Annotated in this window: 21 protein-coding genes and 1 pseudogene; 10 read left to right on the forward strand and 12 right to left on the reverse strand. The window is 40.6% G+C overall.

Annotated elements, in window-relative coordinates:
• Window positions 1-27: 27 nt before the first annotated feature.
• From H5186_RS00315 to H5186_RS00335, 5 genes are all read right to left on the reverse strand, one after another.
• Entirely contained in the window at window positions 28-921 is an 894-nt protein-coding gene (locus H5186_RS00315; RefSeq protein ID WP_182740237.1) for a carbon-nitrogen hydrolase, read from the reverse strand.
• Window positions 918-1,973 carry an agmatine/peptidylarginine deiminase gene (locus tag H5186_RS00320; protein ID WP_182760802.1) on the reverse strand — a complete coding sequence of 352 codons (1,056 nt, stop codon included), beginning with the start codon at window positions 1,971-1,973 and terminating at the stop codon, window positions 918-920. Before H5186_RS00320 ends, H5186_RS00315 begins: the two co-directional genes overlap by 4 nt.
• 87 nt (window positions 1,974-2,060) lie before the next feature.
• Window positions 2,061-2,693: a PilZ domain-containing protein gene (locus tag H5186_RS00325; protein ID WP_182740247.1), complete on the reverse strand. Its 633-nt coding sequence runs from the start codon at window positions 2,691-2,693 to the stop codon at window positions 2,061-2,063.
• Between the two features lie 123 nt (window positions 2,694-2,816).
• Entirely contained in the window at window positions 2,817-5,990 is a 3,174-nt protein-coding gene (locus tag H5186_RS00330) for an efflux RND transporter permease subunit (protein ID WP_182793920.1), read from the reverse strand.
• Window positions 5,991-6,004: 14 nt separating this feature from the next.
• Window positions 6,005-7,201 carry an efflux RND transporter periplasmic adaptor subunit gene (locus H5186_RS00335; RefSeq protein ID WP_182718582.1) on the reverse strand — a complete coding sequence of 399 codons (1,197 nt, stop codon included), beginning with the start codon at window positions 7,199-7,201 and terminating at the stop codon, window positions 6,005-6,007.
• 484 nt (window positions 7,202-7,685) lie between these two features.
• Here H5186_RS00335 and H5186_RS00340 point away from each other — a divergent pair, with 484 nt between their 5' ends.
• The 3 genes from H5186_RS00340 to H5186_RS00350 are packed head-to-tail and all read left to right on the forward strand — an operon-like array spanning window position 7,686 to window position 12,356.
• A complete protein-coding gene (locus H5186_RS00340) occupies window positions 7,686-8,243 on the forward strand; it encodes an RNA polymerase sigma factor (protein ID WP_145233553.1) in 558 nt (185 codons plus the stop codon).
• Window positions 8,240-9,316, forward strand: coding sequence for a FecR family protein (locus tag H5186_RS00345; protein WP_145233555.1), 1,077 nt, complete (start codon window positions 8,240-8,242; stop codon window positions 9,314-9,316). Before H5186_RS00340 ends, H5186_RS00345 begins: the two co-directional genes overlap by 4 nt.
• 40 nt (window positions 9,317-9,356) lie before the next feature.
• The gene (locus H5186_RS00350) at window positions 9,357-12,356 is read left to right on the forward strand and encodes a TonB-dependent receptor plug domain-containing protein (RefSeq protein ID WP_404936438.1); all 3,000 of its coding nucleotides are present in this window, start codon (window positions 9,357-9,359) and stop codon (window positions 12,354-12,356) included.
• A gap of 57 nt (window positions 12,357-12,413) precedes the next feature.
• Here H5186_RS00350 and H5186_RS00355 read toward each other — a convergent pair whose 3' ends face one another.
• The 7 genes from H5186_RS00355 to H5186_RS00385 all read right to left on the reverse strand — a co-directional run bounded on the left by H5186_RS00355 (window position 12,414) and on the right by H5186_RS00385 (window position 18,658).
• On the reverse strand, window positions 12,414-12,809 hold the full coding sequence (locus H5186_RS00355; RefSeq protein WP_145233557.1) for a biopolymer transporter ExbD: 396 nt from the start codon (window positions 12,807-12,809) through the stop codon (window positions 12,414-12,416).
• 215 nt (window positions 12,810-13,024) lie between these two features.
• The gene (locus H5186_RS00360) at window positions 13,025-13,468 is read right to left on the reverse strand and encodes a PA2169 family four-helix-bundle protein (protein WP_145233559.1); all 444 of its coding nucleotides are present in this window, start codon (window positions 13,466-13,468) and stop codon (window positions 13,025-13,027) included.
• Between the two features lie 167 nt (window positions 13,469-13,635).
• On the reverse strand, window positions 13,636-14,574 hold the full coding sequence (locus tag H5186_RS00365) for a LysR family transcriptional regulator (protein ID WP_145233562.1): 939 nt from the start codon (window positions 14,572-14,574) through the stop codon (window positions 13,636-13,638).
• A 15-nt stretch (window positions 14,575-14,589) separates the two neighbouring features.
• Window positions 14,590-16,308 carry a bifunctional isocitrate dehydrogenase kinase/phosphatase gene (gene aceK / locus H5186_RS00370; RefSeq protein ID WP_145233564.1) on the reverse strand — a complete coding sequence of 573 codons (1,719 nt, stop codon included), beginning with the start codon at window positions 16,306-16,308 and terminating at the stop codon, window positions 14,590-14,592.
• Between the two features lie 82 nt (window positions 16,309-16,390).
• Entirely contained in the window at window positions 16,391-16,867 is a 477-nt protein-coding gene (locus H5186_RS00375) for a DUF4124 domain-containing protein (protein ID WP_182740233.1), read from the reverse strand.
• Window positions 16,868-16,943: 76 nt separating this feature from the next.
• Window positions 16,944-18,440: a DUF3413 domain-containing protein gene (locus H5186_RS00380; RefSeq protein ID WP_182718592.1), complete on the reverse strand. Its 1,497-nt coding sequence runs from the start codon at window positions 18,438-18,440 to the stop codon at window positions 16,944-16,946.
• Window positions 18,441-18,445: 5 nt separating this feature from the next.
• The gene (locus H5186_RS00385) at window positions 18,446-18,658 is read right to left on the reverse strand and encodes a DUF1414 domain-containing protein (RefSeq protein WP_016707302.1); all 213 of its coding nucleotides are present in this window, start codon (window positions 18,656-18,658) and stop codon (window positions 18,446-18,448) included.
• Window positions 18,659-18,720: 62 nt separating this feature from the next.
• On the opposite strand from H5186_RS00385, the gene yejK reads away from it, so the two are divergent.
• From yejK to H5186_RS00420, 7 genes and pseudogenes are all read left to right on the forward strand, one after another.
• Complete coding sequence (gene yejK, locus H5186_RS00390; RefSeq protein WP_149982371.1) at window positions 18,721-19,734, forward strand: nucleoid-associated protein YejK; 1,014 nt, start codon at window positions 18,721-18,723, stop codon at window positions 19,732-19,734.
• 298 nt (window positions 19,735-20,032) lie between these two features.
• Window positions 20,033-20,823: pseudogene (locus tag H5186_RS00395) on the forward strand (alpha/beta fold hydrolase).
• 342 nt (window positions 20,824-21,165) lie between these two features.
• Complete coding sequence (locus H5186_RS00400) at window positions 21,166-21,513, forward strand: hypothetical protein (protein WP_182740231.1); 348 nt, start codon at window positions 21,166-21,168, stop codon at window positions 21,511-21,513.
• Window positions 21,514-21,746: 233 nt separating this feature from the next.
• Window positions 21,747-22,049 (forward strand): hypothetical protein, encoded by a 303-nt coding sequence (locus tag H5186_RS00405; RefSeq protein ID WP_182718594.1) that lies wholly within the window; start codon window positions 21,747-21,749, stop codon window positions 22,047-22,049.
• Window positions 22,050-22,146: 97 nt separating this feature from the next.
• Complete coding sequence (locus H5186_RS00410; protein ID WP_182760807.1) at window positions 22,147-22,563, forward strand: SMI1/KNR4 family protein; 417 nt, start codon at window positions 22,147-22,149, stop codon at window positions 22,561-22,563.
• Between the two features lie 118 nt (window positions 22,564-22,681).
• The gene (locus tag H5186_RS00415) at window positions 22,682-23,413 is read left to right on the forward strand and encodes an alpha/beta fold hydrolase (RefSeq protein ID WP_182793923.1); all 732 of its coding nucleotides are present in this window, start codon (window positions 22,682-22,684) and stop codon (window positions 23,411-23,413) included.
• On the forward strand, window positions 23,394-23,852 hold the full coding sequence (locus tag H5186_RS00420) for a GFA family protein (RefSeq protein ID WP_182793925.1): 459 nt from the start codon (window positions 23,394-23,396) through the stop codon (window positions 23,850-23,852). The genes H5186_RS00415 and H5186_RS00420 overlap by 20 nt, the downstream gene beginning before the upstream one ends.
• The last annotated feature ends 94 nt before the right edge of the window (window positions 23,853-23,946 follow it).

The following is a 23,946-nucleotide window of genomic DNA, read 5'->3' on the forward strand; positions in this document are numbered from 1 at the left end:
CGCCTCAACTGAGGCGCTAATTTATTCTTAATCGCGATATATTTTGGTTAAATCGTGGTAATGATCTATACGACGGTCGCGTAGGTACGGCCAAATGCGTCTTACATTTTCAGAACGCTTTTGATCAAGTTCAACAAGTAACAGTTGCTCATCAGTGTTGTTGGCTTCTGCTAGCAGTTCACCTTGAGGACCCGCTATAAACGAGTTACCCCAAAATTGAATACCATCACTTTGACCACTTGGATCACTTTCATGACCGACACGATTACAACTAATCACGGGTACGCCATTGGCAACCGCATGTGCGCGTTGCGATATTACCCACGCATCTTTTTGACGTGTTTTCTCGCCTTCGTCATCACGTGGATCCCAGCCAATTGCGGTTGGGTAAATTAATAGTTCAGCACCGGCCATTGCCATTAAACGCGCAGCCTCTGGAAACCATTGATCCCAACACACTAAGACACCAAGTTTGCCGACAGAAGTTTGAATTGGTTCGAAACCTAAATCACCCGGAGTGAAATAAAACTTTTCGTAAAAGCCTGGATCGTCAGGGATATGCATTTTACGGTATTTCCCCGCAATTGTGCCGTCTTTTTCAAGCACTACCGCAGTATTGTGATAAAGCCCTGTGGCACGTTTTTCAAATAAAGAGGCAACAATAACAATGCTTAATTCTTTTGCAAGCTCAGCTAAAGTGTCGCTACTTGGGCCAGGAATAGTCTCTGCCAAATCAAATACATCAACATCTTCGGTTTGACAAAAGTACAGACTGCGATGTAATTCTTGTAACACCACCAGTTGTGCGCCTTGGCTTGCGGCATCGCGAATACCGGCAATTGATTTTGCCATGTTTTGTGCGGCATTATCACTGTTACTTTGCTGCACTAAGGCAACGGTTAAATTTGCAGGGCTGCTCATAATGATGCTCCAGCTAAAAATCCACGGGGTAATTGCATAGTAATGCAGTGTAAACTACCAAATTGATGAATAATTGGTAAGCAGTTTACGCCTATTATTTGATGCTCAGGGTAGGCCGTTTGAATTTGTGCTAAGGCTAATTCGTCATTGGCATCAGCATAAATAGGCACAAGTACAGCTCCATTAATGATTAAATAATTTGCGTAGGTGGCAGGTAACCTGTCGCCATCATCATTAAATACGGCTTTTGGCCATGGTAAATCAATTAAGGTATAAGGTTTACCTGTTGTTGTTTTAAAACCTTGTAACTGCTTTTCCATGGCATCAAGAGCGCTGAAGTGTTGGTCATTTTTATCATCACACTTTACATACACTAAGGTATCATTAGGCGCAAAGCGCACTAAAGTGTCGATATGACTGTCGGTATCGTCACCGGCTAAATAGCCATGATCAACCCATAAAAAGTCGGTGGCGCCAAGTTGTTCACGCAAGCACTGTTCAATGTCTTGTTGGGTTAGATTTGGATTACGATTTGGATTAAGCAAACATTCACTGGTGGTCAATAGTACACCGTGTTGATCAATCTCTACACCGCCACCTTCAAGAACTAAATCAAGCGCTTGGTATTGATTGCGCGTATCGGCAAGTTGTTTAATCAGTACCGCATTAATTTTATTATCTAATTCACTGGTAAATTTATTACCCCAGCCATTAAAGATAAAATCAACAATTTTTAGTTGGCTATTATCAGCAACTGCGGCGCAGGTTAATGGGCCATGATCACGTGCCCACGTATCGTTACAGGGAGTAACAACAAAATGCACGCGGCTCAAATCAACAGCGTTGCTATGCAATAACTGGCTAATGTGTGTTTTTAAGGCTTCATCATGAGCGATGATCACTAATTGCTCTGCATTACAAATATGCTGACATAATTGCACGTATACAGGCTCTACAGCGGTTAAATTGTCGCACCAATCAGTGGCTTGGTGTGGCCAAGTGAGCATAACGGCGTCTTGCTCAGCCCATTCGGGTAAAAGTCTAAAGTTCATGAATTTAATAAACAAACAAAGGTGCTATTAGTTTAGCATTTCAACTATAGCCAAGCCACTTCAAAATGAGGGTTGCTAGTATCTATATTATTCTGGTTTTGTTGGCTCTGTTGTGTCTTGGTTATCAAAGTTGTCGCTTTCATGTTGCAGCAGCTGACGCTTTTTCAGTTGTCTGGTTTGTGCATGTAAACTAGCACGTACCACAAGTTCTTGATCAGTATCGCGGATGGCTTTAAAAAGTAGGGTGTATTGGTAGTGTTCATCGTCAATCTTATTAACCGCAACTACCTCGGTGTAACAATAAATAGCAGAGGCTTCATGCTGTAAAAATAATTTAGTGCGAAATACTTGGCCAATAGAGTAGACTTTTGTATCGGTTAGTTTGACACCGCCACCGCCGTAGCTATCACAATAAATGGCGTTATCTTCGGGCTGCTCTGAGGCTAATATATGGCTCATGATCAAGTCGATTTTACGCGATTGTGCTTGTAAAAATACGGCAAGCTCTTGTGCCAAATCACCAAGGCTACGCAATGGTCTTAACGAGCTTTGCTCTAATTCACTAACCTCATTGGCCAATTTAAATAACGGTGGGATATCTGCTTCTAGTTGCGCTAAGGTAGTAGGCACTTTGCTATCGTCAACAGCAAATAAATTTACTCGATTACTTTCATCAATCTGAAAGTACTGCTCAAACTCGGTTAATTTTTCACTATTCATCATAAGGCTCCTCGACGCAATAGTTTAATAGTAGCGCCGACAGTATAAAATTGCTAGTTATCAAATTACCATAAAAAAGGGCAAACCACTGTTTGCCCTTATATTTTTGTAGCTGAGCTTAAATCATAAATTACCCTCTTGGGTGTCGACATGTTCACGCTTGTGGTGGCTTGCAATTTCATCGGATAAATCTGCTCGCGAGCGTTTTTCAGTAAGTTTGCGCTCAGTTAACCAATAAAAGAACAGTGGTACAAAGAACACGGCAAGGAAGGTTGCTGCCATCATGCCGCCCATAACGCCAGTACCAACGCTATGACGTGCACCTGCACCGGCGCCTGAGCTCAATACTAATGGCACTACACCTAAAATAAAGGCCATCGAAGTCATGATGATGGGTCTAAATCGAAGGCGGGCAGCTTCAAGTGCTGCAGCGCTTGCGCTCCAACCTTGTTGATGTTTCATCAATGCATATTCAACAATCAAAATGGCATTTTTACTGGCTAAACCAAGTAAGGTCACTAAGCCGATTTGGAAGTACACATCGTTAGTCATGCCTACTAACCAGATTGATACCAATGCGCCAAAGGTTCCAAATGGCAATGCTAGCATCACCGATAGTGGCAATGACCAACGCTCATATAGTGCTGCAAGGATTAAGAAAACCATGATCACCGCAAGGCCTAAAGCAATTCCTGTGGTACCTGAGCTGCGTTTTTCTTGATACGCAGAGCCGGTCCAGTCGTAGGTCATATCCGGTGGTAATACTGCTTTTGCAATACGTTCAACTTCAGCAATTGCTTGGCCAGAGCTGTAACCGGGTGCAGCATTACCGAGCAGTTTTACCGCAGGCAAGTTATTATAACGATTTAGATTTTCTGGTCCGCGGCTATATTCAATATTAGTAAACGCAGACATAGGGACCATAGTACCTTGACTGTTTTTTACATAAATTCGTCCAATGTCATCAGGCTTCATTCTAAATTCAGCTTCTGCTGACATGAGTACTTGCCAAGCTCGGCCAAACTTATTGAAGTCGTTCACATAATAAGTACCCAGTGTGCCGGCAAGGGCTGTAAAGGCATCGTCAATTTCAATGCCCATTGCGCGGGCTTGTTCACGATCTACATCAACTTTAAGTTGCGGTGCATTTGGTCGCCACAACGTTTGTAGGCCACTTAAAATAGGGCTTTTTTGTGCTTCAGCCATCATTAAACCCATGGCTTGTTGCAGTTTTTCTGGGCCACCTGCGCCTTTGTTTTGAATATAAAATTCAAATCCGCCAGTGCTCCCTAAACCAAAAATAGCAGGGGGGTTAAACGCTAAAACAAGTGCTTCGTTGATATGCGCAGTTTTCATAAACAGCTCATTAACCAAACTTTTAGTATCAACCTCTCGTTCATCCCAATGTTTTTGGGTGACGAATAAGGTGGCTGCACTGTTTTTATAACCGCCGCCAATAAAATCAAAGCCTGTAAATGCCACCACATTTTCATTGGCAGGATTAGATTGTACGGCGCTAATAACTTCAGCTACTACTTTTTCTGTACGCTCAAGGGATGAGCCGTCAGGTAAGAAAATAGCTGAAATATAGTAGCCTTGGTCTTCATCAGGCACTAATGAACCGGGAGTGCTTTTCCAAAGGCCAATGGTAATTGACACCATACCAATCATCAGCAATAAACCTAATGCTCCTCGGCGCACGATAAAACCAACAGCACCCACATACTTACTGGTTATTTTAGTAAATACACGGTTGAACCATAAAAAGAAGCTTGCGGTTTGTTTATGCTCTTGTTTTAAAATAAGCACACATAAAGCAGGGGTCATTGTTAGTGCAACTATGCCAGATAAGCTCACAGCAATTGAAATGGTGATCGCAAACTGACGGAATAGTTCGCCAGTTAAGCCACCTAGAAATGCAATTGGCACAAACACTGAGCAAAGTACTAGAACAATAGCAACAACAGGTCCTGATACTTCTTTCATCGCTTTTATTGCGGCTTCATGGGCGCTCACATGCTCTTCGTGCATGATACGCTCTACGTTTTCAAGTACCACTATGGCGTCATCCACTACGATACCAATAGACAGTACCATACCAAATAAAGTCAATGAGTTAATAGAATAACCAAGCATATACATGCCAGCAAACGTACCAAGTAATGACACCGGTACGGCAAGAGTTGGGATCAGTGTGGCGCGCCAATTTTGTAAAAATAAGAACACCACTAAGAAAACCAGTACCATTGCTTCAAGTAGTGTTTTCACTACTTCGCGGATCGAGACTTCAACAAAACGGGTGGTATCGTACGAATTTAAGTGAGCAAGTCCAGTGGGAAATTGCTGAGTTAACTCTGCTAATACGCCATTAACTTCTGCTGCTACATCAAGTGCATTGGCACCAGGTTGTAGGAAAATACCTAATAGTACAGCTTCTTTGCCGTTGATAGTGCCTCTGAAGTTATAATCTTTTGCACCAAGTTCAACACGGGCAATGTCTTTTAAACGTAAGCTACTGCCATCAAGGTTTGAACGAATAATGATTTCTTCAAATTGTTCAGGCTCTGATAAACGCCCTTGAGCGGTAACACTGTAAACCAGCTCTTGCGCTGATTGTGAAGTGGGGGTTGCACCAATCGAACCGGCTGCATATTGAGAGTTTTGGCTGCGAACTGCCCCTGCGACTTCTTCAACAGTAACACCGAGCTGACTCATTACATCAGGGCGCAGCCAAATACGCATGGCGTAATCTTTCGCACCAAAAATTTGTACACTCGTTGTACCAGGAACACGTTTAATACGGTCTAAAATATTCAGGGTGACATAGTTTGAAGTCCATAGACTATCACGAGTGCCGTCCGGTGAATAAAACGCATGAACTTGCAAAAAACTCGATGAACCTTTTTGCACCACCACGCCTTGGCGCCGTGTTTCTTCAGGTAAACGAGCTTCAACTTGCTTTACACGGTTATTGACGTTAACTGCTGCTTGGTCAATATCGGTGCCAATTTCAAACGTTATTTCAATGGTTGTTGCACCAGAGCTGGTCGAGGTTGAAGACATATACATCATGCCTTCAACACCGGTAATCGCATTTTCAATCGGCGCGGCTACGGTTTGTTCGAGTACTTCAGCCGACGCACCCGGATAGGCTGCTGTCACTTGCACAACGGGTGGGGCAATTTCAGGGTATTGGGCGATCGGCAAGCTGCGCATGGCAGCCAGGCCCGCCAGCACAATAACAATTGAGATCACAAACGCAAAAATAGGTCTGTCGATAAAATAACGAGAAAACATAAAACTCCCTGCGCCTATTCTGCGCTTACGTTGTTTGTTGCATTGTTAACGGCCACTGGCATGCCTGGAAAGAAAATCTTTGCCATACCATCGATGATCACTTCATCGCCTTGCTGTATGCCTGATTTAATCAACCAAAAGTTTTTATCACCTTGATTATCTGGCTTTTGGATCCACTCACCTACTTCAACGGGAGCTGGGCGCGCAATCGTGCCGCCTTGTTCATTTTTAGCGACTACATAAACAAATTTACCAGTGCCATTATCAAGTACCGCACGTTGCGGTATTACAAATGCATTTTTGCGTACCGCACCACTTAACATCACTCGCACAAATTGACCTGGACGAAGTTCAAAATCAGTGTTGGGGATAATTGCTTGTAGTTCGCTGGTGCCGGTATTTGGATTAATACGTACATCGGAGAAGTTAACTTTGCCACTTTTATTGGAGAGTGAACCGTCTTGCAATTTAATGCTCGTGTGCCACTGACCTTTTTCTGGCAGCGATAATGAGCCATTTGCAACATCTTGACGCATTTGTAATTGTTCACGCTCAGAAATACCAAATCGTAAACGAATAGGATCAAACTGGGTAATTTGCGTTAATAATAGATCGGGACCTGATACAAAAGTACCTACCGACACAAATTCACGGCCCACCACTCCAGCGACAGGTGCTTTTACTTGCGCATATTCTAAATTCAGTTGGGCTTCTTTTAATGCAACTTTCGCGGCCTCTAACGTCGTGTTAGCAATATCTTGGGTGGAGCTGGCGTTATCATAATCCCGTTGTGAGACTGATTTCTCAGCACGTAGTTTGGCTAATCGTTTCACTTCACGTTCGGCTTGCACTAAAGATGCTTTTGCACCATTAAGAGCTGCTTGCGCGCTTTCAACCGCCAATTGATAGGGGGCTAAATCCACAGTGAAAAGTGACTGACCTTGCTTAACTGTCTGGCCTTCATCAAAGTTACGAGATTCTAGGATCCCCGTTACTCTGGCACGTACTTGAACTTCTTTAGAACCTGATAAGGTTGCCGGTAGTTCAATAGTGAATGGGGCATCTTCATAGGTTGCTATGGTTGTTGCCACAGCTGCTGGATGCATTGCTGCTTGTTCGGCTTTAGGTGCTTCACTACAACCTTGTAGAAACAACGAAGCCGAGGTAAATAAGAATAAAGATAATTTTGATGGTGCGAAAGACAGACGCATGGTTACTCCACAGTTCCAATTGTTAAGTATAAATAATATGTAACATTTTATAAGCTAATAGCATGACATTCTGTTGATTTTATCATCAGCTTGACTTACGTGGTGCTTAATCCATTTAGCTTAGTTAAATACGAGTGTATACCTTAAATTTTTACAGGTATATGCTGGTGTTTATTTTTTTCATTGCATTTTAAAGAGTGTAGAACATATTAGGGCTATATGAACCAAGTCGCAGCAACCGTGGTTTTTAAAGCGTAATTTAGTTTAATAACTAAATAATTGAGCGCTTTTATGCGCCCCGCAATAAAGCTGTTTATAAAATAATGAAGTCATTGTTTTGTATGACAATAGCTTAATTATGACGTGCTGTAAGTGCTTTGTTAGCGAAACTGCTTTAATAACCACAAAATTAACAAATTGCCTTGTAATTGGCGCTAAAACTCGTACCCTAGGCGTAATAATAATAGCAAGGGTAAAGTTAATAATGACGCGCAAGCCGACATTATCTACAACATTTATTGATCTGTCTTCACAGTTGCGACGTTTTGTTTCGCGGATTGTACAACCAGATGACGTGGAAGATATAGTACAAGAAACCTTTGTTAAGAGCTATCAGGCTGATTTAAAACAAGATATTAAATATACGCGCAGTTATATGCTAAAGACTGCCAAGCATTTGGCGCTTAACCATATTGCTAAATGGGATAATCAGCATTGCGATTCATTAGATACCTCTGATGATTATCAGCAGTCGTTGCGATCTATGCAGCTTGAGGATGAAGTGACCTCAAAAGAGCGCTTTTTACTGTTTTGCCGTGCTACTGAGCAACTAAGCCAGCCAGTGCGAAAATGTTTTATTTTAAAGAAAGTATATGGCATGAGCCAAAAAGAAATCGCAGCGCAAATGAAGTTAAGTGAAAGTACGGTTGAAAAACATATTGCCAAAGGTCTGTTACAATCTATGCGCTACATGCAGCAACATGAGCAGTTAGGTGAGCACAGCAGTGCCACTATTGAACCTGCCAGGAGGGTGGGAAAATGAGTAATATTCATCAATTTTCGTCTAAAGATGCTATTCAAGCAGATGCCAGTCGTTGGATAAGTGCTATGGATAGGGGCTTATCAAAGCAAGAACGTATGCAATTTCAGCACTGGGTGCAACAAAATAAAGCTCATCAAGATGCGGTATTTGAGTTAGCCCAGTTATGGGATGAACTGAGCGTATTAAATGAGTTGAGTAGCTTATTTCCCAATAAAAATAGCATCAATAAGCCTGCCCGCAGAGAAATTAATTTTTCGATTGCGGCAAGTGTCTTTGCCGCATTGCTAGTTGCCAGCTTTATATTTGTTGGTATTGAACAGTGGCCAACAACACCACAAGAACAAGCCAAGTACAGTAAAATTTACCGTACTAAAGTCGGTGAGCAAGCAACGTTTGTGCTACCAGATAGTACGATAGTGCAATTAAATACCAATAGCTTATTAGAAGTTGCGTATACAAAAAACCGCCGACAACTGATTTTAAGTCGAGGCGAAGGGCGTTTTAATGTTGCTAAAGATGCCGCACGTCCATTTACGGTGATGGCGGGCGATAAGTCATTTACCGCACTGGGGACTGTTTTTAATGTGCAACGTAATGCAGCATCGGATCTTGAGTTGGTTGTTACTGAGGGTAAAGTGATGATCACGGATCCTTCGGTTGCAGTAAATGCTGATGATTTTGTTCAATTGCAAAGTGCTAGTAATGATACCGACAGTGTGAAAAAAATTAATGCTAGTATTGTTATCTCTGGCGAAAAAGCATTAATTAAAGAAAGCATTACTAAGCCAATCAAACGGTTAACACAAGATGATGTACAACGGGATCTGGCATGGCAACAAGGTATGCTAATTTTTAATGGCGAGTCGTTAAGCGAAGCACTGCAAGAAGTGAGTCGCTATACCGCAACGCGTTTTGAACTTGCTGATCCTGCATTAGCTTCTTTAAAAGTGGCTGGGGTGTTTAAAGCCGGTGATATTATCGGTTTACTTGATAGCCTGCGCATCAATTTAGCCATTGAGCATGAACGTTTAGGTGAACATATCGTAAGCCTAAAACACGGTGATCACAGCTAAGCTTATGCTTGCTCTTTGATTTAAAGTGTCAGAAGTTACAATGGTAAATATAAAAAGTAAAAAAATAATTAATAAAAAAATAGGATTGCATAGCGGATTATTCTTTCTCAACTGTTTGTATAAGTTGCGCAGTAACCAAACGTATCCAATTTGTGGGTTAATTGTATTAGCACCTTTAGTATTTAGCCTAAATGTTCAGGCTGAGGCTGCAAATCCACAGATGGTACAATTTGATATAAAAGCGCAGCGAGCAGATCAAGCATTGATAGAGTTTGCAAAACAAACAGAACAAACCGTGGTTTTTTCGTTTGACTTAGCAAAACAATACCAAGCTCAATCAGTGTATGGTTATTACACTCAGTTAGAAGCGCTTAGTACAATGCTGAAAAATACTGAACTCGATGCGGTTGTTGATCAAAATGGTTTACTGAGTATAAAACTCAAACAAATCAATAGGAATGATAACAACATGAGAAAGCTTTCAGGGGTCAGTGCTGCTGTAATACCACTTTTAATGGCAACCAATAGCCAAGTTGCTAATGCACAAGAACAAGCCGCTCAAGAAAATATTGAAAAAATCGCCATCGTTGGTAGCCGTGTAGCAGGGCGTTCGGTCGAAGACTTACCCGTACCTGTTGATATTTTAAGTGCTGAAGCGCTAGAAAATACCGGACAAACAGAAGTCGGCCGTATGTTACAAGCTATCGCACCGTCTTTTAACTTTTCAAGTTCATCGATCAGTGATGGTACTGATGCACTACGACCTGCCACTTTACGTGGCTTAGGGCCAGATCAAACATTAGTACTTATCAATGGTAAACGTCGTCACCAAGCCAGCATTATCCATATTAATACATCTGTAGGTCGTGGTACTGCAGGTACAGATATGAATGCGATCCCAGCTGCTGCAATTAAACGTATCGAAGTGCTACGTGATGGTGCGGCTGCACAATATGGTTCAGATGCGATTGCGGGTGTTATCAACATCGTATTAAAAGATGCTGATGAAGGCGGTAAAGCCGCAGTTAACTATGGCCAGTATTCTGAAGGTGATGGCGAAACCGTTACGATTGATTTTAATAAAGGCTTTGCCTTAGGCGATGATGGTTATTTAAATACCACTATCAACTACCGCGACCGTGCACCTACAAATCGTGCCGGTTTACATGGCTCTTGCCAGTTTTATGGTTGCACAGAGCTTGATGATGGCACGCTGTTAGCGGGCGATCCTCGTGAGCTGACTGCACCACGTGATACGTTTAGAATTGGTGATGCAGACTCGCAACAATTTGCTTTAACGGTGAATACCGGTTATGAACTTGCTGGTGGTGAGCTCTATGGCTTTATTACTTATTCAACCCGAGATAACGAATCAGCCGCGTTCTTCCGTCATAATGCCAATGCTGATGGCAACCCAGTTTTACAAGATGGTGATGCGGTGATCCCGATGGGCTTCTTGCCAATGATCAACACCACCATTGATGATATATCGTATAACTTTGGCTTTAAAAAAGAGTTTGATAATAGCTCTAGTCTTGACCTGTCATACACCTATGGTGAAAACAGCATCGATTATACCACTAGTGACACTATCAATGGTTCATACGCTAATTTATTACGTTATGATCAAGGTTTAAGTGCTGATGATATTCGTGCCACTATTCCTCGCCAAGCGTATGCGTATGGCATGGAGTTATCACTGCAAACAATCAATCTTGATTTTACACAAGACTATGATAATTTTTCACTGGCAATGGGTGCCGAGCTTCGCACCGATGAATATCGTATTTTAGAAGGCAGTGAATACGCTTACCGTGATTATGATACTAATAATGGTGTTAATATTTACGATGGTATGAGCGGTGGTATTGGCAGCGAAAATGCAGCAGGTGGTACTCAAGGTTTTGGTGGTTCATCGCCGGAATCTTCTGTGGATGAATCACGTGATGTGATTTCGTTTTACCTTGATGCTGAAACTTACATTATTGATGATGTAATTATCTCTGGCGCACTGCGTTACGATAACTACAAAGGCTTTGGTGATACGGTTAACTTTAAGTTAGCGGGTAACTGGTCGGTGACTGATGACGTTTCACTGCGCGGTGCGGTGAGTACTGGTTTTAGAGCACCATCAATGCAGCAATTGTATTTCAATAATATCAGTACCCAGTTTGTAGTTGGTCCTAATGGCGATCTAATTGCAGAAGAAGTTGGTACTTTTAGAAACGACAGCACACTTGCACAGAGTATTGGTATTCCAAAACTTAAAGAAGAAAAGTCACAAAACATGAGCTTAGGTATTGTGTATAACGTGACGGATAATATTAATGTTACCGTTGATTATTATTCAATTGATATTGACGACCGTATTGTGATCAGTAACCGTTTAGGTAAAGGGTTGTCATCAACGCTAGATGCTGCATTGGTTAGTTCTGGCGCAGGTGCAGGGCAGTTTTTCTTAAATGGTGCAGATACCGAAACGCAAGGTGTGGATTTTGTTGCGACATGGAACACGGAAGGCTTAGGCGGTACCCTAGATTTTACATTAGCGGCTAACTTTACTGAAACCGATGTGGTTGATTTATTTACTCCTGCGGGCAGTGGTTTGGAAACGATCCCTGTCGAAGATGTATTTTCTTCGCAAGAAACCTCAATCATCGAAGAATGGCAACCACAAGACAGAGTAAACTTAAGTGCATTATATCGCCTTGAAGATTGGACGGTAAACTTATCGCTCAATCGTTATGGCGAATACACGGTTGAAGATGGCGGTCGCCAGACTTACGGCGCTGAAATTCTTACCGATATAAAAGTAAATTATTTTGTCACAGACAACTTGTCACTAAATATTGGTGCAAACAATTTATTTGACGTTTACCCTGATAAAAATACCATAGGTAATTCTCGCTCAGGCACAATTGTTGATGCTTCTGGTAATACTATTATCAGTTCAACCGGTGTATTTGAGTACTCACGCCGTTCAGCACCATTTGGTTTTAACGGTGCTTACTACTATGTAGGTGCTGAATACCGATTCTAAAAATAACTTCTCCTACGTTATTTAGTTTTGAAGGGCCGTCTGGCCCTTTTTTTGCTTTTAGTGTGATGTGAGTGCAATGGGGTAGTTATCATACTCTTTGATATTATTCATTACTGTCATTAAAGTTTGATGCGTACTGTTTTCGTCAGCGGCTATTTGTACTGTGGCGATATTATACTTCGCAGCAAACATCGCAAGGTTAGTGGCAACTTGGTTTAAGTCAATTAATCGCCCCGCAAAATACACCGCATTGCTTTGGTCAATACTAAAATGAGCACTTTTAGTTTGTTTATCAATACTGGGTTTATCTACAGGCCGTTGCAGCTCTATTGCCACAGGTTTTACAAATGAAGTTGTAACAATAAAAAATATTAAAAGTATAAATACAATATCAAGCATCGGCGTCATATCAACGTCAGCGTTTTGTGGGTTTACATGTTGTTTATTTCTCATAATGGAACCTTGTTATTTTTGATAAAATGCTGCGGCGCCACAGCGGGATAGTAGGTACCTATTAATAAGCCTAGACGATTAAAATCATGCTGTGGTTAAATAAATATGCTATTTTTATTAATTATTTGCATTATTTTGTTATAAAAATCATTTAACTATAATTATGAGCATAAAAAAGCCCAGCGCGTGGCTGGGCTTTCATTTAAGCATTGTGGTTAATGCTTCTGCATACGGCTCATCTCCGTATGACAGCTTTGCATGGTCAGTAATACTTTAGCGAGGGCGGCTTCACAATCGTGCGGTTGTGGTTTTTTCATGGCAGCTTTAATTTCTTCAAGTGTTTTATCTTCCACTTCTTCAAGCTCTTTGACATAAATTTGGTCGTTGTTGGCACTAAATTTTGTGATCAGTGCGGTATATGCTCGGCGAGCTTCAACAGCAAAAGACGAACCATCTTCTCGTTCACCTTGCTGATTAATAGCGTAAGGCTGTAAGTTTTCAACGCTGACTTTACGTGCGTCTATCATACGCTGAAATAGCGCACCAATGGCTGGATCTTGTACTTTTTCCTGCGCCTTTTCATAAAAGTCGATGCCGCTGTTCATTACTTGGATAATGTCAGTGATATGATTTACTTCGTTTCCTTGCTGGGCATTCATAATATTGACCTCTTTAAGTTAAATGAATATTAAAGTTCAAGTAACTTAAAGCAATTGCCATTCCATTTTTAAATTATTTTAACATCATGATTATTAATACTTTTAAATTGATGTTTGCTTACTTGAAAATACCAGTAAGCAAATTTTACAGGGCTTTTGTAAGAGCGTTACTTTAATTCATCTGCAACTTCGGCTACTTTTTGGCGTAACCAAATATGACTGGCATCTCTGTGAAGTAATGGGCTCCAAATCATATCTAACTCAAATGGTGGTATAGGGAAGGGAGGCTCCAGAATTTGCAAACCAGGATCATCTAAATAAATATTAGCGGCTTTTGAAGGGAGTGTCGCAATCAGGTTCTTCTCTTTCGCTAGATGTATTGCAACGTGGTAATTACGGGTGAATGTGGCAATATTTCGGTGTTTACCAAAGTGGGCGAGCGCTTCATCAACCCAGCCAAGTTTTTGTACGTCTTTAGGATCCATACCAACCCCGACACCAAAACCTGTTTTACTTACCCAAATATGCCGAGCTTTTAAATAACTATCGAGGCTAAAATTTTCAATGATCGGGTTGTCAGCTTTTACTAAACAACAAAAGCTATCTTTCCAAATACGTTTGTGATGAAACGACTGCGGTAGGTTTTCGAAACGATTTATTGCCATATCAACTTTACCGTTTTCTACATCATGAAAAGTAACATCACTTGGAGTGAGAATATCGAGTGTGGTATCCGGCGCTTCATCGTGTAATTTACTCAGTAGCTTAGGTGCTAAGGTGCTGGCAGCATAGTCACTGGCCATAATCCTAAATACCCGTTTGCTTTGGCTGGCCTCAAATTCACGGTTTGGTGCAAGCGTTTCTTCTAATGTCATTAAGATGCCACGGATCACCGGCTGCAATTCAATAGCTCGTTCAGTGGGCACCATACCATCACTGGTGCGTACTAAGATCGGATCGTTAAACAGGTTACGTAAACGTTTTAAACCATTACTCATTGCCGGCTGTGTAATGCTAAGCTGGTTTGCGGCGCGAGTAACATTACATTCGCGTAATAATGTGTCGAGATAAACGAGTAAGTTTAAATCTATTTTACTGATATTCATTGTGTGTCCTTTCGTCTACCATTGATGGATAAAACGCTGCGCTGCTGGATAAGGGTAGATATGGCTAACGACCCCTGCTTTTATATTTCGTTGCGCTTGCTGCCAAAATGCGACGTCTAATAGTTCTGGATGTGTTTGGCTGAAAACTGCTTTGTATTGCGGGTTCGGCATTACAAAAGTGCATAACTGCTCTGGAAATACATCTTGTGGTGCCACAGAGTAACTTTGCTCATTGGTTAAGTAGTCATCATAACTTTTGGCTTTAGGCAGTGCTCTAAAGTTCATGTCTGTTAAATATTGCACTTCATCATAATCATAAAAAATAATGCGTTTGTGTTTACTGACACCAAAGTTTTTAAGCAACATATCGCCTGGGAAAATATTAACGGCGATCATTTCCTTGAGTGCTTGGCCATATTCTGCAATGGCAACAGCGGCATCTTCAGTATTAGCTTTTTCTAAATATAAATTCAGTGGCGTCATGCGTCGCTCAATATACATATGTTTGATGATCAGTAAGTCGCCTTCGATGATCATTGATGAACCAATAGTTTGTTTAAGCTGTGCAAGCAATGTAGCGTTAAAACGCGCAACAGGGAATACGACGTTAGAATACTCTATGGTATCTGCCATACGACCAACCCGATCATGGCTTTTAACTAATTGGTAGCGTTTGAGAACGGTATCGCGGCCAAATGGTTTACTTTCACCAAATTTGTCTTTAATTATTTTAAATACATAATCAAATGAAGGTAGGGTAAATACCATCATCACCATGCCCGGTGTGCCAGGGGCAATCACAAAATCATCACTGGAGCGTTGTAAATGGGTTAAAAACTCGCGATAGAACTCGGTTTTACCTTGTTTATGAAAGCCAATGGCATTGTAAAGCTCTGCTAAGGTTTTGTTGGGCATTAGTTGGTTTAAAAACCGAACTAATGCGGAAGGAGCGTGGGTTTCAACCATAAAATAAGCACGAGCAAAGCCAAAAATAACCCGCATTTGCGATGAGTTAGTCAGTAAAGCATCGAGATACAGACCTTGCTCTTGATGATGTAACACCGCAATAATAAATGGCTGCACACCACTTTGTGATACTACACGGCCGACAATATAGGCTGCTTTGTTGCGATAAAACGGCGTTTGTAATATGTCAAAGCGCATTTGCCACGCACGGTGATGGGTGTCGGGTGCTTGTTTATAAAACGCTTTTACTAAAAGTCGTATATCGCGCTCTAAATTAACAAAATCGGCTTTAAAATCAAATTGATTAATTATTTTACGGATAGTGGGCTTTAAGCCGTCTACAACAGGAAAGTAGCTGCGGTATTCTGCTTCTACAGGAAGCGCAGGAGCATCTGCCAAGGTGGCTTTTACAAAAATAAAATCATTATTAAAATAACGTCGATGAAATAAGCGGCAAAACACAGAGTTATAAAATGTTTCGGCTAATTCTGCTTGTGGATGAAACGTTAAAAAGTGCTGGTAGATTTGTTTTGTTTGCAGCCAGAGTGATTCATCCAATTGATTGGCTAATTGCTGATTTTGTAGTTGCTGGGTGGTTTCGTTAACCCGATCATCGTAATAAGTGATCCGCAAGCGACTAATGTCGTGCATTTTTGTCCAGTTTTTATTTGCAAATGCCAGAGGTGCTTGTGCGGTGATCTGCTGAAATAATTTATAATGCTTTTTAAAGCCATTTAAAATTAGCTCGGCAATGTTTTGTGGTTGCATGAACGGGTACTCCAAAATGACCTGTAGAGTATATGCTCTACACATGTTAAGAGTATGCTATATATTGGTAAAACCCAATAGTTTATTCATAACGTTTCAGTTTTTTTTCGAGTGCGGAGAGCTGTTTGGTGGTCGTTTTGGTGTTTTTGGCAAACGTTTTATTGATCACTTTTAGCTGCTTTTTTATCTCTTTACTCAGCTTTTTTTTATCATCATCACTCATTAAACGATTTAGCCTTTGCAGTTGCTCGTATTCAGCGCGATCACGGTCACGACTCAAAATGGCGAGTTTATATTTAACACTGCGTATCTCAGCGTTGAGATTACGAATAATTTGTTCACGCTCAAGGGAGTTAAGCGCTTTGACATGATTTACAGTAGCCGGAGTGACGTTGGGCGACACTGCTATTTTATGTTGCGTTGCCTGCCCGCCACAGGGGAATTGGCTAAATGTAGTGCCTCTGTCGGTTACGCACTTGTAATATTGATCTGCGGAAGCCGCCTGATCAGCAACAAATAGCAAACTAATAAAAATAACGAAAAGAGTACACAGTTTCATTACGCTAGCCTTCCCTAGTTAGGGCATAATCATATATGAAAACTATAACCTAACTTGGGTAAATTGCCAGTAGCAGTTATTCGGTAAAGGTTTTTAGCTTTTTAATGCTTTGTGCTAAAAACGGAATATCTAAACCTTGCTCTATTGAAAAGCCTTGTGCAGCAGAGATATTTTTATAATTACCATCAGAATCAATTAATGTAATACGGTCTTTCTTATAGGCAATAAATACGCCTTGCGAATAATTAACGCCCATATCGCCTTTTTTGTTATACAAATTAACGCCTAGCATGCTTTGCTTTGCGATATCAGCACAATTTAAATATTGGCCAACGCTTGTGGCAATTAAATCGCTTGGTTGGATCAAGCCTTCAGTACGGGTTACTTTTCTATCCGTGCTGTATAAAGATGAAGCACTCACAATACCGTGATCAACATCGGCTAAACTAAATGCAAATACTTGATTGACTCCCTCACGAAGCGCAGTGTTTTCATCGGCGTTAATGATACGAATTGCTGCATCACCCGCTGTTGTACTATTGATATAGTTAAAATCATTAAAGCCACTGACACTAATACTACGACGATTACTTTGCCACACCGGCAATGTTTGCTCTGTCATTAAGGCTGGCTTGTAGTATGCAGGTAAACCGTAAATCAAGCTAAATAGCACATCTTGATGATGAACGGGTTGTAAAAGCTGCTCGGTTTTATTTAAATTTTTGTGCTGTTTAGCAAAATTAGTTAACGCAGGCGCAGAGCTAAACACTAAAATATCGACTGTCGCAGCAGTAAATTCTTCACAGCGAGCAATTGGTGTTGGAGCCGTGTAATCTACATTTTGTGTATTAACCTTTACGTTATGTGCTTGCTCGTAGCTTTCAATATCAAGTAAATCATTTTTTGCCAATAAACTTTTTGCTGTCGTTGGGTAGGACAAGGGTAAGACATTATCTTGCTTAGTAATATCAAACTTCAAATTTGCATCAGCCCAAATATGAATACTGTGACTCATCGCAAAACAGACTAATAACAATGAGCTGGCGTAACGAGCAAATTTATATTGTTTTAAGCGGGCTAAATGGTGCCATGTATAGTTACTTGCTAATAATTGAAATGCAAAAATAAGCATCACAATTCCGCCAGCGAGCAGGGTTGTCAGCGCTGGAGAGCTGGTTAAACGATGCCATAATAAGGTAATAATTTCAGGTAATGCAGAGCTACTTAAATGGTAGCCTAAATTAAAATACACATAGGCATCAAGCGTCAGTAGTGATGCACCACAGGTGGCAAGTATTGCTGCCATACCGCGGATATGACGTGGGTAAGGAAATATTAAACTTAGCGGAAATACCGTCAGCACAAAGGCAATAAAGGTAATAAAACTAGTGTGGCTAAGCCATGTCACTAGCATATAAAGCATACCCATAAAGCTGGTGGGAGGAGAGTCAGCAAATAAGTAACTTAAACTTATAAGCAACACTAAGCCGATATTGGCAAAAGTAAACAAATGCCCCCAACTTAATAATTGACTCGCTTTAGACGAAAACTGATTGTGCTGCGATAAATTCATAAAGTCTATTTAACCGATTGCGCAAGTGCTTTGGCAAAATTGTCTGCAACCGCTTGTCTTTTCCCTGTTGGTACATGCTCTTTTAAGATATGCGTGATAGAATTTCCTAAACACATAAGACTTAAATCAACCGGCGCATTGTGCTTAGTTAACACATCAATGAGCTGATCGACGATTTGTTCTACTTCATCATTAGAATATTTTGATAAGATTGGCATCAGTTGGTTCAATAAAAGAGTTATATTCTCACATTTTAACACCAGAGGCGTGAAAAACAAAGATGGCAATAGATGTTAAAAAGTTAGTCGTTCATTATGTAGACAAAAAAGACGACGATACGCAAATTCATTTGCGCAATGACGAAATGGCAGTGAATGATAAAGTCGCTGTATTCATCGAGCAACTTCATCACGCATACAACGGCAAACCAGGTAAAGGGTACTGTGCTTTTAGTGGTGATAAAAACTCTGTAGTTGCATCAGCCATGCAAAGTTACCGCAATAGCGAGCTTGGCTTTTGGCACATGACAGAGCAAGCTTCAGCTGTACTTAAAGAGGAACTTGATAAGTACGCGTTTAACGAAACTGGCTATTTAGTATTTTGTCATTATCAATACGTAGCAACCGATTATATGCTGATTGCAATGATCAACATCAAAGAGCATTACTCTATTACCTCTGAGCTTGATTTAGCCTCGTCACGCCATTTAGATATTTCCCGCATGCAACTAGCTGCACGCATCGATTTAACTGCGTGGGACACCCAAGCAGAAGACAATCGTTATATCTCATTTATTAAAGGCCGAGCAGGGCGCAAAGTCGCCGACTTTTTCTTAGACTTTTTAGGTTGCGAAGAAGGCATCGATCCAAAACAGCAAAGCCAAGTAATGCTCAATGCAGTTGAAGATTATTTATCAGAGCAACAATTTGATAAATCTGAAAAAGACGATCTGCGTAAACAAGTATTTGATTACTGTAATGACTGCGTTACTACTGGTGAAGATGCTAACGTCAGCGAGTTATCAGCAACGCTCACCAAAGGTGACGACAACCCATTTGAAAGCTTTTGCAAAGAGCAAAGCTATGATTTAGAAGAGTCATTCCCGGTCGATAAAAAAACCGTTACCAGTATGGTTAAATTCTCTGGCCTTGGCGGCGGCGTGAGCATCAGTTTTGAGCGCAAACACTTAGGCGAACGGGTAATGTACAACGAGGCCACTGATACGTTAGTTATTAAAGGCATACCGCCGAACCTTAAAGACCAATTGCAACGGTTTATGGAAAGTGAAGACTAGCGCTTTAAGCCATAAGCCATAAGCGGTAAGTTTTAAGCAGATTTGAATTAGTTGAAAGCGTGGTGTTTACACCGCGCTTTCTTGTTTTTGCTGTGTGCCGAAGCATAGTTACAGTCGATACTAAATTAATTAAGCTGTCTGAAAAAACCACCGCGAATAAGATTATTACTCTAGCTTTTATACAATAAATAATTCGACCAAAATAGTAACTTGGCTATGGTTCATTAATAAAAGTGAATTTAAAACGAGTTTATCTACAGGTTTAGTCTTTAAGGAGAAAAAAGTGAAATTTGGATTGATGCTTTGCTATTTTTTTGTCACAGCAAGTGTGTTTGCCAAGCCTAATTTTATTAAGGTTAATGGCTATGATGTTGAGTACGAAATCGCGGGGAGTGGCAAGCATACTGTATTTTTAGAGGCTGGTGGCTCTGCGGGGGTATTTGATTGGGAGCCGGTTTTTGAAAAGCTTGCAAAGGAAGCCCGCTTCATTCGTTATTCAAGAATTGGTAACGGCGGTTCTACGCAATTGAGAAAAAACTACAGCTCGGAAGAGTATGCAAACGAAGCTCTCATGCTACTTGAAGCGTTACACGTTGAAAAACCAATTGTCTATATTGCTCATTCATATGGTGCTTATATCGCAAGACGATTCGCTGCAACTTATCCTGAGTGGGTTTCAGCCCCATGCTGATTGAGCCTGCTTCGGAGCATGATGTTGATATCATGCGCCAAATTGATCTTGCAAAAGCTGAGAAAGAAATAACACAAGTGAAATTAGACGATATGGCTAATGGTATGTCCAACCAGTATCTGGACTTTTGGGCGAAAAGACCATTGCCAGATTATCCACAGATCCCAGATATTCCAGTAACCGTTATTGCATCCGTGAAAAAGTATAAAAATCCGCCATTACTCTTTTTTACCGATGAAGGCCGAAAAATGTGGGGCGAATTGCATTCAGCTTGGGCTGAGTCTTTTCCACAAGGTAAAGCTGTATTAACTGATAAGAGCTATCATTATCCTCAAAATGATGAACCAGATAGGGTGGTGCAAGAAGTAATTGAACTGTTAGGCAGAATTAAAGACTAACTTTGATCCATGAGTAAACATTAATTTAAAATAATGAATTATGAGTATTGAGTTACTTCAGACAATGTAATGGTCATAGTTATATTTGGCGCAAAGCTTTGAAAAATTAACGCCTATAAATTCGTTTTACCTAAAACTGGCCAGGTGTATTCGGTTAGTTTTGATAAAAATGAAGGGATAATTGAGGTTCAGGGGTTTCGAATTGAAATGGCAGAAGTGTCTTGCCATAGTTTGGTAGAGTTTGGGAGTAATAGGCTCTATTTATTGTAAATTCACTTAATGAGCGCATATTACCTGACTGATTTGCCATGGGTTCTGATCAGATAAAAATAGGGTATTAAAATGGAAGTTTTAGAATTTCGTCAACGACTACAAACTATACTGGTAAACGAACTAAAAATGTGGAGACATCGGCTGTGCAATCAAACAATGTTAGTTTTCGATTTTGGATGTTTTGCATGGCATGGCTATTTTGAATTGAGCTTTTTAACGAACGATGAACCAGAGATGGAAATGTTTTCACGAGACGTAGACTTTATGGCACAGTGGAGACTATACGATTTCACATCTACGTACCTCTCCAAGTGGCCTCAAGCTACTGAACTGGCAATTGAAATGCAACAAAGTTATGAGTCTGCAAGCGAGCCATCTGCTAAAGCAGACGAATTCTTTCTGCATGTGCTGCTGTAGTTAAATCTAGAGAAGTCAAAGAAGTGTTGGCAACATACTCGCTAGCGAACGATTTTGAAATGCGCGTGTTAAATTCAGATGATACTTCAAATAAGAACTATTGTAACTTTAATACCTAAGAAGGCCCTGTATAATCCTTCTAAGGTTGTTATACCAAAGAGTAGGATGCTATGAGGATCACTGAGCACGCTAGAGTGCTAAAAATTGCTAAGCTCAATTTGACGAGTGGCTTAATGAAGCTCACTCTAGGCGGTTTTGTGCACGAAGACCTTGAGTTTAGGTGCAATAAACCAAAGTATTATCTTGAACCAGACGGGTTTTCATCACCTGGTTTAGACGTAATTCCGCTGTGGGAATCAGACGACATGATAACAGGTTTTTATTTTGAGGGAGCGACGCCTGTTTTCATCGTATATTATATCGATAGCCCAAGTGCAGTTAGAGAAATTGGCCGCAGTGTCGACGAGCTGATTAATTATCTTGTAGACGAATATGCAGAGAATGAAGAACAAGTGCGAAATGTGTTATCAAACTAAAGATTACATAAAATCGACATCTCGGTTACCACTTTTGTGCTGTTTTGTTGTTTAAAGCTACCACGTTTGATAGGTATTTATAAGTCAGGAAAATACAATGCAAATTGAAGAAGTCATAGCACTATTAAAAGAAAAGAATGAACCGGTCCCAAAGCCTTTACTATTACCAACGGAAGACGAAGTGTCTTGTGCTGAAAAAGACTTATCTTTTAAATTTCCAGCTCAATATCGCAAGTTTATGCTTGAAGCTAGTTGCGTTACTTTCGGTGTAAGAGAGCCAGGTTTAGTACTACCAGATTTACAACCGTATTGTTGCCTAAGAAGAATGACAAAAGATGGTCGTCAATCTGGAGTTCCTAAGGATTTTATTGTTTTCTGCGAAGAGAATGGAAATTATTTCACCATAAATGAAAAAGGTAATATTGGATACTACGATCATGATGATCTTACACACAATCTACACAATGGTGATTTCAAAGATTGGGTGATAGAAAATTGGTTAGAGTTAGAGTAAGTGCCTGCTGCCGTTTTAGCGTTTCATATTTTTTGCTCATGATTTTTGTGCACAAAAGCACTTGGCCAAAATCAAAGTTCAAGTATTTGAATGCTAACGTTGGGTGTTGAATTTAAATATGAAAATTATACTGCTTCCTGGCCTTGACGGGACTGGCCGCCTGTTTGCTAAATTGACAAAAAACTTGCCTGAAAATATAAATACTGAAGTGATCTCATATGAATCACTTGAAGGCGTAACTTATGCTAAACAAGCGGCAGAAATAGCAAAGCGTTTTAAAGATACTGATATTTATATTGTCGCGGAGTCTTATTCTGGGCAGGTGGCTTATGAGCTTTATAAGCTACTTGGCAGTCGTGTGAAAGGCATCGTATTTTTGGCCAGCTTTATCTCAGCGCCTTCTTTGTTATCTAAGTTGGCAGGCTTTTTACCCGTTAGCTTACTGTCAGCAAATTATTTAAGTAAAAAGCTACTTTATCTGTTTGGTTTTAGTTTAACGGGTGGCCAAACGTTGGTTTATCCCGTATTTGCTTCGCTGCAAACAGCGAATAAACGTAAACTCAAATTAAGATTAGGCAACATAGCTGGCCTTTCAAAACAACAGTGCGAGTTAGATTGCCCAGTGACTTATATTCGCCCTAGTAGAGATTTACTGGTAAGCGCGAGTGCGGTGAAGTACTTAGCGTCAATGTGTTCCAGCTTCAGCCAAGTTGAGATTGAAGGCGGACATTTTATAGCGCAATCAAACCCTGTAGCATGTGCTAAGGTTATTTTTGATACATTCAACGTAGCATCGGCGTTGATAAAATTGAACTTAAAGGAAGATTATAATGGACAGTACATCTCATAAAACAAAAGGCCATTGTCGTTGTGGACAGGTAAAGTTTGAAGTTAGCGCAAAGCCAATGATCACTATGGCTTGTCATTGCACTGGCTGTCAGAAAATGACTTCTAGCGCATTTAGCTTAAGCTCATTATTTCAGCGAGCTGCCTTTTCTATTGCATCTGGAGCGCCTGTTATTGGCGGGCTGCATGACAGTAGTACGCAGCACTTTTTTTGTGGACATTGTATGAGCTGGTTATTTACCCACCTAGAAGGTTTGGATGATTTTGTAAATGTTCGCTCAACAATGCTAGATGACTCTCGCACCTACAAACCATTCATTGAAACTTACACGGATGAAAAACTTGAGTGGGCGAGTACGGGGGCAAAGCACAGTTTTTGTAAGTTTCCACCGCAGGAAAAGTTTCCTGAATTGCTGCATGAGTATATGCTAAAACAAGGATAAATATAGCATTACCCTTCATGCGCTTTTTATAAATAACAAGTGCAATGTGCTGTTTGTTTTTCCATCACTATTTATCTAGTATCTCTGCTTAGGC

This window comes from Pseudoalteromonas sp. SG41-2, from assembly GCF_014164535.1.
In the GTDB taxonomy this organism is placed as follows: domain Bacteria; phylum Pseudomonadota; class Gammaproteobacteria; order Enterobacterales; family Alteromonadaceae; genus Pseudoalteromonas; species Pseudoalteromonas rhizosphaerae.

What these genes read in the sequence shown, in the direction of transcription:
- H5186_RS00315 (WP_182740237.1), bottom strand. Translation starts at nt 921, where the DNA reads ATGAGCAGCCCTGCAAATTTAACCGTTGCCTTAGTGCAGCAAAGTAAC.
- H5186_RS00320 (WP_182760802.1), bottom strand. Translation starts at nt 1,973, where the DNA reads ATGAACTTTAGACTTTTACCCGAATGGGCTGAGCAAGACGCCGTTATG.
- H5186_RS00325 (WP_182740247.1), bottom strand. Translation starts at nt 2,693, where the DNA reads ATGAATAGTGAAAAATTAACCGAGTTTGAGCAGTACTTTCAGATTGAT.
- H5186_RS00330 (WP_182793920.1), bottom strand. Translation starts at nt 5,990, where the DNA reads ATGTTTTCTCGTTATTTTATCGACAGACCTATTTTTGCGTTTGTGATC.
- H5186_RS00335 (WP_182718582.1), bottom strand. Translation starts at nt 7,201, where the DNA reads ATGCGTCTGTCTTTCGCACCATCAAAATTATCTTTATTCTTATTTACC.
- H5186_RS00340 (WP_145233553.1), top strand. Translation starts at nt 7,686, where the DNA reads ATGACGCGCAAGCCGACATTATCTACAACATTTATTGATCTGTCTTCA.
- H5186_RS00345 (WP_145233555.1), top strand. Translation starts at nt 8,240, where the DNA reads ATGAGTAATATTCATCAATTTTCGTCTAAAGATGCTATTCAAGCAGAT.
- H5186_RS00350 (WP_404936438.1), top strand. Translation starts at nt 9,357, where the DNA reads ATGGTAAATATAAAAAGTAAAAAAATAATTAATAAAAAAATAGGATTG.
- H5186_RS00355 (WP_145233557.1), bottom strand. Translation starts at nt 12,809, where the DNA reads ATGAGAAATAAACAACATGTAAACCCACAAAACGCTGACGTTGATATG.
- H5186_RS00360 (WP_145233559.1), bottom strand. Translation starts at nt 13,468, where the DNA reads ATGAATGCCCAGCAAGGAAACGAAGTAAATCATATCACTGACATTATC.
- H5186_RS00365 (WP_145233562.1), bottom strand. Translation starts at nt 14,574, where the DNA reads ATGAATATCAGTAAAATAGATTTAAACTTACTCGTTTATCTCGACACA.
- aceK (WP_145233564.1), bottom strand. Translation starts at nt 16,308, where the DNA reads ATGCAACCACAAAACATTGCCGAGCTAATTTTAAATGGCTTTAAAAAG.
- H5186_RS00375 (WP_182740233.1), bottom strand. Translation starts at nt 16,867, where the DNA reads ATGAAACTGTGTACTCTTTTCGTTATTTTTATTAGTTTGCTATTTGTT.
- H5186_RS00380 (WP_182718592.1), bottom strand. Translation starts at nt 18,440, where the DNA reads ATGAATTTATCGCAGCACAATCAGTTTTCGTCTAAAGCGAGTCAATTA.
- H5186_RS00385 (WP_016707302.1), bottom strand. Translation starts at nt 18,658, where the DNA reads ATGCCAATCTTATCAAAATATTCTAATGATGAAGTAGAACAAATCGTC.
- yejK (WP_149982371.1), top strand. Translation starts at nt 18,721, where the DNA reads ATGGCAATAGATGTTAAAAAGTTAGTCGTTCATTATGTAGACAAAAAA.
- H5186_RS00400 (WP_182740231.1), top strand. Translation starts at nt 21,166, where the DNA reads ATGGAAGTTTTAGAATTTCGTCAACGACTACAAACTATACTGGTAAAC.
- H5186_RS00405 (WP_182718594.1), top strand. Translation starts at nt 21,747, where the DNA reads ATGAAGCTCACTCTAGGCGGTTTTGTGCACGAAGACCTTGAGTTTAGG.
- H5186_RS00410 (WP_182760807.1), top strand. Translation starts at nt 22,147, where the DNA reads ATGCAAATTGAAGAAGTCATAGCACTATTAAAAGAAAAGAATGAACCG.
- H5186_RS00415 (WP_182793923.1), top strand. Translation starts at nt 22,682, where the DNA reads ATGAAAATTATACTGCTTCCTGGCCTTGACGGGACTGGCCGCCTGTTT.
- H5186_RS00420 (WP_182793925.1), top strand. Translation starts at nt 23,394, where the DNA reads ATGGACAGTACATCTCATAAAACAAAAGGCCATTGTCGTTGTGGACAG.